12 protein-coding genes are annotated in these 12001 nt (G+C 69.6%); 6 read left to right on the top strand and 6 right to left on the bottom strand.

Annotated features, from left to right (window positions below):
• The first annotated feature begins 109 nt into the window (after positions 1–109).
• From ubiU to Q673_RS19505, 3 genes are read left to right on the top strand one after another with little or no spacing between them, the layout of a single operon-like run.
• Entirely contained in the window at positions 110–1105 is a 996-nt protein-coding gene (gene ubiU / locus Q673_RS19515; RefSeq protein WP_023004293.1) for a ubiquinone anaerobic biosynthesis protein UbiU, read from the top strand.
• A 10-nt stretch (positions 1106–1115) separates the two neighbouring features.
• Positions 1116–2036 carry a U32 family peptidase gene (locus Q673_RS19510; protein ID WP_023004292.1) on the top strand — a complete coding sequence of 307 codons (921 nt, stop codon included), beginning with the start codon at positions 1116–1118 and terminating at the stop codon, positions 2034–2036.
• A gap of 5 nt (positions 2037–2041) precedes the next feature.
• Complete coding sequence (locus Q673_RS19505) at positions 2042–2428, top strand: hypothetical protein (RefSeq protein WP_023004291.1); 387 nt, start codon at positions 2042–2044, stop codon at positions 2426–2428.
• Between the two features lie 81 nt (positions 2429–2509).
• Here Q673_RS19505 and Q673_RS19500 read toward each other — a convergent pair whose 3' ends face one another.
• The 4 genes from Q673_RS19500 to trmB form a co-directional block, all read right to left on the bottom strand.
• A complete protein-coding gene (locus tag Q673_RS19500; RefSeq protein WP_023004290.1) occupies positions 2510–3262 on the bottom strand; it encodes a hypothetical protein in 753 nt (250 codons plus the stop codon).
• A 174-nt stretch (positions 3263–3436) separates the two neighbouring features.
• On the bottom strand, positions 3437–5548 hold the full coding sequence (locus Q673_RS19495; RefSeq protein ID WP_023004289.1) for an adenosylcobalamin-dependent ribonucleoside-diphosphate reductase: 2112 nt from the start codon (positions 5546–5548) through the stop codon (positions 3437–3439).
• 38 nt (positions 5549–5586) lie between these two features.
• Positions 5587–6081, bottom strand: coding sequence for a ubiquinone anaerobic biosynthesis accessory factor UbiT (gene ubiT, locus Q673_RS19490; protein WP_023004288.1), 495 nt, complete (start codon positions 6079–6081; stop codon positions 5587–5589).
• A 236-nt stretch (positions 6082–6317) separates the two neighbouring features.
• A complete protein-coding gene (gene trmB, locus Q673_RS19485) occupies positions 6318–7058 on the bottom strand; it encodes a tRNA (guanosine(46)-N7)-methyltransferase TrmB (protein ID WP_023004287.1) in 741 nt (246 codons plus the stop codon).
• 111 nt (positions 7059–7169) lie between these two features.
• Between trmB and Q673_RS19480 the strand changes: the two genes are divergently transcribed.
• Complete coding sequence (locus tag Q673_RS19480; protein ID WP_023004286.1) at positions 7170–7544, top strand: DUF423 domain-containing protein; 375 nt, start codon at positions 7170–7172, stop codon at positions 7542–7544.
• A gap of 6 nt (positions 7545–7550) precedes the next feature.
• Here Q673_RS19480 and Q673_RS19475 read toward each other — a convergent pair whose 3' ends face one another.
• Together Q673_RS19475 and Q673_RS19470 are read right to left on the bottom strand one after the other, a co-directional pair.
• A complete protein-coding gene (locus Q673_RS19475) occupies positions 7551–7967 on the bottom strand; it encodes a PaaI family thioesterase (protein WP_023004285.1) in 417 nt (138 codons plus the stop codon).
• 147 nt (positions 7968–8114) lie between these two features.
• Positions 8115–10289, bottom strand: a complete 2175-nt coding sequence (locus tag Q673_RS19470) for a malate synthase G (RefSeq protein ID WP_023004284.1) — start codon at positions 10287–10289, stop codon at positions 8115–8117.
• A 234-nt stretch (positions 10290–10523) separates the two neighbouring features.
• Between Q673_RS19470 and Q673_RS19465 the strand changes: the two genes are divergently transcribed.
• Together Q673_RS19465 and Q673_RS19460 are read left to right on the top strand one after the other, a co-directional pair.
• Positions 10524–11507, top strand: coding sequence for an alpha/beta hydrolase (locus Q673_RS19465; RefSeq protein WP_023004283.1), 984 nt, complete (start codon positions 10524–10526; stop codon positions 11505–11507).
• Entirely contained in the window at positions 11504–12001 is a 498-nt protein-coding gene (locus Q673_RS19460) for a hypothetical protein (protein ID WP_023004282.1), read from the top strand. Before Q673_RS19465 ends, Q673_RS19460 begins: the two co-directional genes overlap by 4 nt.

Below are 12001 nucleotides of genomic sequence, written 5' to 3'. Positions count from 1 at the left end.
TGCCAGGAGCCGCTTGCGGCGAGGATTCCGGCCCGCAATGACCCGAGTCAAAAGGCCGCGAAGGGTAGTCGACTAGCATGGTCGGGATTCCCACCACAGGAGGCTCACCATGGAGCTCGTCTGCCCCGCCGGCAACCTGCCCGCCCTGAAACGTGCCGTGGATGAAGGGGCCGATGCCGTCTACTTCGGCTTCCAGAATACGACCAACGCCCGCCAGTTCGCCGGGCTCAACTTCACCGACAAGCGTGCCCGGGAGGGCATCGACTACGCCCACGCCCGCGGCAAGCGGGTGTTCTGCGCCATCAACACCTATCCGCAGCCGGATGGCTGGGCGATGTGGACCCGCGCCGTGGACCAGGCCGCGGATCTCGGCGTCGATGCCCTGATCATGGCCGACATGGGGCTGCTCGATTACGCCGCCCGCCGCCACCCCGACCTCGCCCGCCATCTCTCGGTACAGGGCTCGGCCACCAGCCACGAGGCGCTGCGCTTCTATCACGACCAGTTCGGCATCAAGCGCGCCGTGCTGCCCCGGGTGCTCTCCATCACCCAGGTGCGCGACCTGGCCAAGCAGAGCCCCGTGGAGCTCGAGGTCTTCGCCTTCGGCAGCCTGTGCATCATGGCCGAGGGGCGCTGCTACCTGTCGTCGTATCTCACCGGTGAATCGCCCAACACCCGCGGCGTCTGCTCGCCGGCGGCCCATGTGCGCTGGGAGGAGACCCCGGAGGGCCTGGAGTCACGCCTCAACGGCGTGCTGATCGACCGCTACGGTGAGGGCGAGAACGCCGGCTACCCCACCCTGTGCAAGGGGCGCTTCGAGGTGGGCGGCGAGACCTACCACGCCATCGAGGAGCCCACCAGCCTGAACACCCTGGAGCTGCTGCCGGAGCTCAAGGAACTGGGCATCGCGGCCGTCAAGATCGAGGGTCGCCAGCGCAGCCCGGCCTATGTATCAAAGGTCGCCGGCATCTGGCGCCAGGCCCTGGATCGCCTGGAGCGCGCCCCGGGCCGCTTCCACACCGAACCCGCCTGGATGACCGGCCTCGGCGAGGTCTCCGAAGGCAGCACCACCACCCTGGGCGCCTACGAGCGCCGCTGGAAATAGGAGAGAGCCCATGTCCGCTACCCCCACGCTCCAGCTGTCGCTCGGCCCGGTGCTCTTCTACTGGACCCGCGAACACTACGCCAACTTCTATCGCGAGGCCGCCGACTGGCCGGTGGAGATCGTCCACCTGGGCGAGTCGGTCTGCTCACGGCGGCGGGACATGAAGCTCGACGACTGGCTGGGTATCGGCCGCGAGCTTTCCCAGAGCGGCAAGCAGGTGGTGCTCTCGAGCCAGACCCTGATCGAGTCCGAGGCCGACCTGCGCGACCTGCGCAAGCTGTGCGACAACGGCGAGTTCCTGGTGGAGGCCAACGACCAGAGCGCCCTGCAGCGCCTATCGGCGGCGGGGCGCCCCTTCGTGGCCGGTGCCGCGCTCAACCTCTACAACCCGGCCACGCTCGCGGTGCTGACCCGGGCCGGCATGCGGCGCTGGCAGGCGCCGGTGGAGATGTCGAAGGACGACCTGGCCCGGCTGCTTGAGGACTGCCGCGAGCAGGGGCTCGACGCCCCCTGCGAGGTGTTCGCCTACGGGCACCTGCCGCTGGCCTGGTCATCGCGCTGCTTCACCGCACGGCGCTACCAGAAGCCCAAGGATCGCTGCCAGTTCGTCTGCCAGAAGCACCCGGAGGGGCTGGCCCTGCGCTCCCAGGAGGACCAGCAGGTCTTCACCCTGAACGGCATCCAGACCCTCTCCGGCGCCTGCCAGGACCTACGCCACGAGCTGCCGGCCATGGCCGGGATGGGTGTCGGCGTGGCGCGACTCAGCCCGCGTCCCGAGGGCATGGGGGAGGTGGTCGCGGCCTTCGATGCCGCCCGCCGCGGCGAGCTGCCCGCCGCCGACCCACTCAGCCTGGTCGACGCCGAGATCTGCGACGGCTACTGGCACGGCCGCCCCGGCATGGACCACAGCCGGGCCGCCGGCCTGGGGTGAACGCCATGGCGATCCCCCTGGTGCCCGCGCCGGCGACGATCCGCCTGCCCATCGCCAGCTTCGAAGCCCGGAATGACCACGCCTTCCCGGGCCGGCGCGCGGCGGTGGTCTACCTGCAGGGCTGTCCGCTGGCCTGCGGCTACTGCGAGACGGCGAGCAGCATGGGGCCGGCGCGGCGCGCCGCCCCGGGGGAGTGGGACGCCATCGAGGGGCTGCTGGCCGCCCTGGCCGACTGCGGGGTGCGCCGCTATGCCATCCAGCTCGCCCGCCTGGAGCGCTGCCTGGACCCGGCCTACCGCGACGCCGTCGAGGACGCCCCACCCCGGGAGGCGCTGGAGACCCTGGTGCGCCGGCTGCGCCCCCACTTCGCGACCATCGAGCTGCGCGGCTGAGCCCCCGAACGCCATCGCCCCGGGCCACTCTCGTGACCCGGGGCGATGCGTTGGCGGCCCTGGCGTGTTAGCGCCCGACGCTTAACCGCACTTTGACCAGCCGCAGCCGGAGTAGCAGGTGGGGCAGCCGTCCATCATGATCAGCTCGCCGTTGCACTCGGGGCAGTGGCCCACCACGGTGGGGCCGTCACCCTTGGCATGGGCGGCCTCCTCGGCCTTGCGTTCGGCCTGCTCGATCTCCTCGGGGGTGGGCGGCGTCCACAGGTGGCCGCTGGCCTGGCGCTGGGCGTAGCGCGCCACCAGCTCCTCCACCGGCACCTGGTTGCCGTCCTGGTCGAGGAAGCCGCGGCGATAGAGGATCTGCTGGATCGACCAGGCGATGGCCGCCACCTCGGAGTCATGGAACACCGGCTTGCCCCAGCGGTTCATGCCGCAGCGCACCAGGCCCTTGTCCCAGGCCACCTTGCGCAGGTCGGCCACCGCCTGGGTGACGTAGCCGCCGCGGGCTGCCAGCGACAGGCTGCGCATGGTGGCGGTGATCCACTGGTGCTCGCTGGAGAGCTGGCCGGAGGGGAAGAAGAACTCCACCGGACGCTCGATCACCACGCGCTTGCCGTTGAGCACGCCCTCCACGGGCATGAAGGAGACCAGCAGGTAGACCTTCTTGCGCCCCTCGGCGCCGACGTAGGAGATCTTCTCCGACACGGCCTCCAGGGTGCCCTCAGGGCGCGACGGGATGCGCACCGTGAGCGGGTTCTCCTCGGGCAGCGGCGGCTCTTCCACCGCCTTCTTGACGCTGTAGGAAACGATCTTGGAATTGATCTCGACGGCCATCAGGAGGCTCCTCCGGAAAGTTGTGCGGTGACGCTCGAGTGACGGCCATAGACGACCGTCACGAGCGAAGGCGAGGCAAGGCGCAGGATTTCGAGGAAGCGGAGTTTACGAGCCGTAAATGAGCATTCCGAGAAAGACTGCAACGCCGCCTCGGCGAGCGCAGTAGGTCGTGGCTTACCACTTGCCATAAGTGCCTTCCTTCAGCGCATCATAGAGGTTCGCCGCGTTGTGCTCCTCGCCGTCGTAGATGACCTTCTCGTCACCCTTGAGCTCCACGCTCTCGCCGTTCTCCAGCTCGAACACGTAGGTGGTGTTCTTGAGGTCGTCCTCGCGCACCAGCACGCCCTGGAAGGCCTCCGGGTTGAAGCGGAAGGTGGTGCAGCCCTTTAGCTTGCTGGCGTAGGCGTCCAGGTAGAGGTCCTTGAACTCCTCGAAGGGGAACTCGGTGGGCACGTTCACCGTCTTGGAGATCGCCGAGTCGACCCAGGCCTGGGCGGCGGCCTGCACCGCCACGTGCTGCTTGGGGCTCACCGCGTCGGCGGTGATGAAGTAGTCCGGCAGGTCGCTCTCCACGGCATCGGCGGCGATGAAGTGGCGATAGGCCGCCAACTCGAAGGAGACCACCTCGACCTGCTCCTTGGTCTTCTTGCCCGACTGGATCACGTTACGGAAGTAGCGGTGCGAGAAGGAGGGCTCGATGCCGTTGGAGGCGTTGTTGCCCAGCGACAGCGAGATGGTCCCGGTCGGTGCGATGGAGCTGTGGTGGGTGAAGCGCGCGCCATGCTCGGCGAGCTGTGCAACCAGCTCCGGCTCCACCTCGGCGACCTTCTGCATGTAGCGGCTGTAGCGCGCATGCAGGATACGGCCCGGCACCTTGTCGCCGATCTCGTAGCCGTCCTTCTTGAGCTCCGGGCGCTCGCGCAGCATCTTCGGGGTGATCTCGTAGTCCTCGGCCAGCGCCGGGGCCATGCCCTTCTCGCGGGAGAGCTCCAGCGCCTGCTTCCAGCCCTCGATGGCCAGGTTGCGGCTGACCTCCTCGGTGAAGGCCAGCGACTCCGGCGAACCGTAGGGGATCTTGAGCATGGTCAGGGTGGAGCCCAGGCCCAAGAAGCCCATGCCGTGGCGGCGCTTGGCCTCGATCTCGCGGCGCTGGCCCTCCAGGGGCAGGCCGCTGATCTCCACCACGTTGTCGAGCATGCGGGTGAAGATCGCCACCACCTGGCGGTAGCGCTCCCAGTCGAAGCGCGGCTTCTTGCCGAAGGGGTCGATGACGAAGCGGGTCAGGTTCACCGAGCCCAGCAGGCAGGCGCCCTCGGGGGGCAGCGGCTGCTCGCCGCAGGGGTTGGTGGCGCGGATGTCCTCGCAGAACCAGTTGTTGTTCATCCGATTGACCTGGTCGATCAGGATGAAGCCCGGCTCGGCGTAGTCGTAGGTGGAGCGCATGATCGTGTCCCACAGCTCGCGGGCCTTGATCACCTCGACGATGCGGCAGGCCACGCGGCCCTCGGCATCGACGGTGTAGCCCTCCTCCACCACCGGCCAGTCGCGGTAGATCAGCTCGCTCTGCTCGACGTCATCCTTCTCCCCGGGGTGCAGCGGGAAGGCCAGCGGCCAGTCGGTGTCGTTCTTGACCGCCTCCATGAACTCGTCGGTGATCAGCAGGCTGAGGTTGAACTGGCGCAGGCGGCCCGCCTCGCGCTTGGCCTCGATGAACTGGCGCACGTCGGGGTGGCCGACGTCGAAGGTGCCCATCTGGGCGCCGCGGCGGCCGCCGGCGGAGGCCACCGTGAAGCACATCTTGTCGTAGATATCCATGAACGCCAGCGGGCCGTTGGTGCCGGCCCCGGCGCCAAACACGAAGGCGCCCTTGTGGCGCAGGGTGGAGAAGTCGTAGCCGATGCCGCAGCCCGCCTTGAGGGTCATGCCGGCGTCCACCACGGAATCGAGGATATCGTGCATGGAGTCGCGGATGGTGCGCGACACCGTGCAGTTGATCAGGCTCACCGCCGGCTTGTAGGCCTCGGCGCCGGCGTTGGACATGATGCGCCCGGCGGGGATGGCGCCGTTCTCCAGCGCCCAGCGGAACTTCGGCAGCCATGCGTCGGCCTGCTTGCCTTCCACCGCGGCCAGCGCCCGGGCCACGCGGTCCCAGGTGGCGGCCACGTCCTGGTCCACGGGCTTGCCGTGACGGTCCTTGAGGCGGTACTTGGCGTCCCAGATGTCGCGGGACGGCCCCTGCAGGGGCACCTCGTTGGATGACTTCACTGCCTTGGTGGAAGTGCTCATTCGGATGGCTCCGGAAGAAATGCGTTAATCGAAAAAAGTCAGCTCGTTCGGTTGGCTAGCCGCTCCAGGCGGACCAGCAGTTCGCCGAAGGGGCCCTGGACCAGCCCCTCCTCGCGACCGTCGAGCAGGTTCTTGACCATCAGCCCCAGTTCGGTGTCGCCCTCGATCAGCAGCCGGCGCTGGAAGAACAGCGCGTCGGGATCCTCGCGGCGGGTGGCCAGGCAGAGGAACTCCCGCCAGCCGCCGCGAATGGTGGCCTCGCCGGGCTCGCTGCACACCGCCAGGCGCTCCCCCTCCAGGGTGAGGGTCAGCGCCATGCCGAGATCCTCGATGGCCAGGGTGATGCGGCGCCCCTCCAGGGCGTCGAACTCGCCCTCGGCCAGGGGGTCGGCGAAGGTGCGGTTGAGCAGCGGTTCCACCAGGCGGCGCTTGAGGCCGACCGGCACGCGCGGATCGAGGGCGCGAATCAGGCGGGCGGGCGCGGCAGGACGCGGCAGGGACGATAACGGTACGGGCAACAACGGCAGGGACATGACAGCTCTCCTGAGGGTAACCATGCGGCCAGGGCCGCCGAACCGTTCATCCTAGGGCGGTGCTCCCGGGGCTGCACTGACATGCATCATGTCGGTGCCTGGCCCTATGTTCACCCGCGGCTCGCCTACCATATATAGACCATTTCCCGCCGGCAAGCCCCATATCTGGTGCAAGCCGGCGGTAAACATGACCCTTTTTCATTTGACAGCGGAGAGGCCGTGAAGCGGTCGCGATCTCAGTCGAGGCGGCGGTAGATCAGGTCCCAGACGCCGTGGCCGAGCCTCTCGCCGCGGGCCTCAAACTTGGTCAGCGGACGGAACGCCGGGCGCGGCACATAGGGGGCGGTCTCGGGACCGGCGGTGTTGGCGTACCCGGGGGCGGCGTCCATCACCTCGGCCATCCACTCGGCGTAGGCCTCCCAGTCGGTGGCCAGGTGGAAGGTGCCGCCGACCTTGAGCCGCGTGCGCACCAGCTCGACGAAGGCGGGCTGCACGATGCGCCGCTTGTGGTGCTTCTTCTTGGGCCAGGGGTCGGGGAAGAAGAGCTGCACGCCGTCGAGGCTCGCCTCGGGCAGGCACTCCTCGAGCACCCGCAGGGCGTCCTCGCGGTAGACGCGTAGGTTGGTGAGGCCGCGCTTGTCGGCCTCGTCGAGCAGCTTGCCGACGCCCGGGGCATGCACCTCGATGCCGATGAAGTCGGTGTCGGGGTGGGTCTCGGCCTGCTCCACCAGCGAGGCGCCCATGCCGAAGCCGATCTCCACCACCCGCGAGGCCTCGCGGCCGAACAGGGCGACGAGGTCCTGGCGACCGTCGGCCAGGCTCAGCCCCAGGCGCGGCCACACCTCCTCGAGCCCACGGGTCTGGGCCTGGGTCATGCGCCCGGCGCGCAGCACGTAGCTCTTGATGCCGCGGCGGTGGAGCGGGGCGTCCGGGCCCTCGGGGCCGGTGGGCTTGTCGTCGTGTCGCGAGTCGGTCATGGCGCGGGCAGCTCTTTCTTGGCGTGGATCAACCGGGGGCGCGTATTGTAGCCGCTAAGGCCGGCCCGGGGTACGGTAGCGACCGATTCCCGCAGACATGAGGAGATCGAGATGCAGGACAGGGGATGGTGGCTGGGGGCGGCGCTCTCCGGCGCCCTGGTGGTGATCGCCGGCGCCTTCGGCGCCCACGCCCTGGAGGGGCAGCTGGCCCCGCGGCTGGCGGCGGCCTTCGAGACCGGGGTGCGCTACCAGGCGTGGCACACCCTGGCGCTGCTGGCGGTGCTGGCCTGGCGGGCAGCGCACCCGCTGGCCGGCCAGCGGCTGGCCATGGCGCTGTGGGCGGCCGGCATCGTGCTCTTCGCAGGCTCGCTCTACGCCATGGCGCTAACCGGCACCACGCGGCTGGGGATGGTCACCCCCGTGGGCGGGGTACTGATGATCGGCGGCTGGCTGGCCCTGGCCGCGGCCATCCTGCGCGCCCGCTGAGGCGTCTCAGTCGTCGCGGTCGGGCAGGGCATAGGTGGCCGTGACCAGGGCCACCGGCTCCTCCTGCCCGGCGGAGAACAGCTGCACCTCGCCCACCGCCAGGCGGCGGCCCAGCTTGAGGATGCGGGCAGTGGCGACGATGTCGCGGTCGCCGCGAGGGCGGCGCAGGAAGCGGCAGTGCAGGTCGCTGGTGACCGCCATGGGCTCGGGGCCGATCTCGCCGAGGATCGCCACGTAGAGGCAGACGTCGGCAAGGCCCATCAGGGTGGGGCCCGAGACGCTGGCACCGGGACGCAGGTGCTCGTCGTCGATGGCCAGGCTCATGGTGGCCCTCAGATGGTCGACGGCCTCGATGGTGCCGAAGCGCTGGGGAAACACCTCGTCGAGGAAGTCCTCGATGGCGGCGGCGGTCATCACGGGCATGGCGAGCCTCCCTGCTGTGGCGAAGGAAAGCCCACACCTTAGCCGATCGGCCCCGACGCCGACAGTGCCCGAAGGTCGAGCCTGCCAACGAAGGCGCCCCCGCGGTTATACCGCGGGGGCGCGCTCCGACGCCTTTCGTCGTTTTCCTTACTTCGCCTTGTGCACGGCGCGCCAGTGGTGCAGCAGCGGCTCGGTGTAGCCGGCGGGCTGCACGCGGCCCTTGAAGATCAGGTCGCTGGCGGCCTGGAAGGCGCTGGAGCCCTCGAAGTCGGCACTCATCGGCGTGTAGGCCGGGTCATCGGCGTTCTGCTGGTCGACTACCTTGGCCATGCGCTGCAGGGTCTCCTGGACGCGGGCGGCGTCGACCACGCCATGGTGCAGCCAGTTGGCGATATGCTGGCTGGAGATCCGCAGGGTGGCGCGGTCCTCCATCAGGCCCACATCGTGGATGTCCGGCACCTTGGAGCAGCCTACGCCATGCTCGACCCAGCGCACCACGTAGCCGAGGATGCCCTGGCAGTTGTTGTCGAGCTCCTGCTGGATCTCGTCGTCGCTCCAGTCGGCGCTCTCGGCCACCGGCACGGTGAGCAGGTCATCCAGGAGGTCCGGCTCGCCCTGCCCCTCCAGCTCGCGCTGGATGGCGGCGACGTCCACCTGGTGGTAGTGCAGGGCGTGCAGGGTGGCGGCGGTGGGCGAGGGCACCCAGGCGGTGTTGGCACCCGCCTTGGGGTGGCCGATCTTCTGCTCGAGCATGGCGGCCATCAGGTCCGGCATGGCCCACATGCCCTTGCCGATCTGGGCGCGGCCGCGCAGGCCGCAGGCCAGGCCGACCTGGACGTTGTTCTTCTCGTAGGCCTGGATCCAGGCGGCGCCCTTCATGTCGCCCTTGCGGATCATCGGGCCCGCTTCCATGGCGGTGTGCATCTCGTCGCCGGTGCGGTCGAGGAAGCCGGTGTTGATGAAGACCACGCGGGAGGCGGCCTCGGCGATACACGCCTTGAGGTTGACCGTGGTGCGGCGCTCCTCGTCCATGATGCCCATCTTGAGGGTGTCGCGGGCCATGCCCAGCAGGTCCTCGACGCGGCCGAACAGCTCGTTGGAGAAGGCGACCTCCTTCGGCCCGTGCATCTTGGGCTTGACGATGTACATGGAGCCTTCGCGGGAGTTGCGTGGCTCGCCCTCGCCCTTCTTCAGGTCGTGCAGGGCGATCAGGCTGGTGACGATGCCGTCGAGGATGCCCTCGGGCAGCTCGTTGCCCTCGGCGTCGAGCACCGCCGGGGTGGTCATCAGGTGGCCGACGTTGCGCACGAACATCAGCGAGCGGCCCGGCAGGGTGACGCTGCCACCGTCGCTTTTCTGCCAGGTACGGTCGGCATTGAGGCGACGGGTGAAGGTCTTGCCGCCCTTCTCCACCTCCTCGGTCAGGTCGCCCTTCATCAGGCCCAGCCAGCTGGCGTAGACGCCCACCTTGTCCTCGGCATCCACCGCGGCCACGGAGTCCTCGCAGTCCATGATGGTGGTCACCGCCGCCTCGACCACCACGTCCTTGACGCCGGCCGGGTCGGTCTTGCCGATCGGGTGGCTCGGGTCGATCTGGATCTCCAGGTGCAGGCCGTGGTTGACGAGCAGGATCGCCTCGGGGCTCTCGGCGGGGCCGTTGAAGCCCACCAGCTTGCCGGCGTCCTTGAGGCCGGTCTCGCGGCCACCCTCCAGGGTGACCACCAGGTGGCCGTCACGCAGCGCATACTTGACGGCGTCGCGGTGGGAGCCGGTAGCCAGCGGCGCGGCGCGGTCCAGCACGCCACGGGCATAGGCGATGACCTTCTCGCCGCGCTTGGGGTTGAAGCTCGTGCCCTTCTCGGCGCCGTCCTCCTCGGAGATGACATCGGTACCGTAGAGGGCGTCGTAGAGGCTGCCCCAGCGGGCGTTGGCGGCGTTTAGCGCGTAGCGGGCGTTGTTGACCGGCACCACCAGCTGGGGGCCGGCCTGGACGGCGATCTCGCGATCCACATTGGCGGTGGTGACCGTCACCGTCTCCGGCGCCTCGGCCAGGTAGCCGATCTCCTCGAGGAAGGCGCGGTAGGCGGGCATGTCGCGCACCGGGCCCGGGTTCTCGCGGTGCCAGGTGTCGAGCTGCTCCTGCAGGCGGTCGCGCTCGGCGAGCAGTTCGCGGTTCTTCGGGGTCAGATCATGGAAGAGGGCGTCGACGCCGGCCCAGAAGGCCTCGGCCTCGATGCCGGTGCCCGGCAGCGCCTGTTCGGTGATGAAACGGTCCAGCTCGGCGGCCACCTGCAGGCGGTGACGCGTGACACGTTGGGTCATGGTGGATCTCCTCGAACGGGGCAGGCGGCGGGTGCACACCGGGCTGCCGACAACAGGGGTTGGGTGACTGCGCAGGGCCAAGTTTGTGGAAAATCGTTCCACATGTAAAGCGGGAAAGGCCGTGCCGAGACCGGGACTCGACCAAAAGCGTAGACGACCGCCGGGATCCCGCACGTCGAGCATGGTGCCGGGTCGCGCTTGGGGCTAGCATGAGGCAGCAGCGCGGAGGATGCGATGAGCGACTTCACCCCCCTACAGGCCCTGGGCCCCTTCCGGCGGATCGACCCCGCCGAGGAGCTCCCCGCCGGCGACCACCTGGAGCGCTACCTGGGCCACTACGGCCTGGCGCCCCTGCTCGCCGAGCACGTGGGGCTGCACCTGGGCTTCCTGGAGGCCGGCGACTTCCGCCTGTGGGCCTCGGTGTGGAGCCCCGCCGCGCCCATCGGCACCGCCTTCGTGGTGCACGGCTATTTCGACCACCTGGGTCTCTACCGCCACCTGCTCGAGCACCTGCTGGAGCGAGGCTGGCGGGTGGTGCTCTGGGACCTGCCCGGCCACGGCCTCTCCAGCGGGCCGCGCGCCTCCATCGACGACTTCGACGACTACGCCGGCTGCCTGCACGCCCTGCAGCGCCACCTCGAGGAGGAGGAACTGGCCCCGCACCCCTGGCTGGGCATCGGCCAGAGCACCGGGGCGGCGATACTGGCCACCGACGCCCTGACCCGCGGCGAGGAGGGCCGCTGGGCCGGACTGGCGCTGCTGGCGCCGCTGGTGCGCCCCTGGGGCTGGCGCCAGTCGAGCTGGCTGCACCTGCTGGCGGGCCCCTTCCTGCGCTCCATCCCGCGCAAGTTCCGCGACAACTCCACGGATGCCGAATTCGCCGCCTTCCTGCGTGAGCGCGACCCGCTGCAGGCCGACCGCGTGGCGGTGGACTGGGTCAGCGCCATGCGCCGCTGGATGCCCCGGTTGCTGGCGCTGCCTCCCAACCCCGTGCCGACCCTGATCCTGCAGGGTGAACAGGACCTGACGGTGGACTGGGAGTGGAACCTGGAGGTGCTGCGCGAGAAGTTCCCCCATGCCGAGGTGCACCTCCACCCCGAGGCGCGCCACCATCTGGTCAACGAGGCGGAACCCATCCGCCAGGCGCTGTTCGACAGCCTGGACCGCTTCATCGATGCCCTGGCGCCCCGCGCCGCCGTGGAGAAGACCTCACCATGAAGCACCCACTCCCCCGCCTCACGGGCCTGCTGGCCCTCACCTCGCTGGTCCTGCTCGCCGGCTGCGCCGGCAGCCCGGAACGTCCCGACCCCGTGCGCCAGGCGCTCTTCAACCTGGGCGAGCGCGCCGCCGAGCGGGTGATGGCGGCCCCCACCCTGCCGCGGCCGGCAGGCGACCAGGTGCTGCTGCTGGCTGACCCCGAAGTCAACGCCGGGCTCGGCATCGGCGAGGCGCGTTTCCGCGAGAGCCTGGTGCGCGCCCTGCTGGCGGTGGGCGACGGCCCCCAGGTGCTCGACTGGGGCGATGGCCTGAGCGCGGGGGGCGACAACCAGTGGCGGCTGGAGAGCCGCCTGGTCGCCGCCGGCCCGCGTCTGTCGCTCTCCGACCGCGAGCTTTTGCCCTACCGCCTGACGCTGACCCTTCGCCGCCCCGGTAAGGAGCAGGCCCTGTGGGAGGAGAGCCTGCAGGGCGCCCTGGACGCCACGGCACTCTAG

Origin of the sequence: Halomonas sp. PBN3, from assembly GCF_000475415.1 — a bacterium.
Taxonomy (GTDB): Bacteria; Pseudomonadota; Gammaproteobacteria; order Pseudomonadales; family Halomonadaceae; genus Halomonas; species Halomonas shengliensis.
The sequence above is the reverse complement of the archived record's forward strand: the minus strand, read 5'-3'. Positions and strand labels throughout refer to the sequence as shown.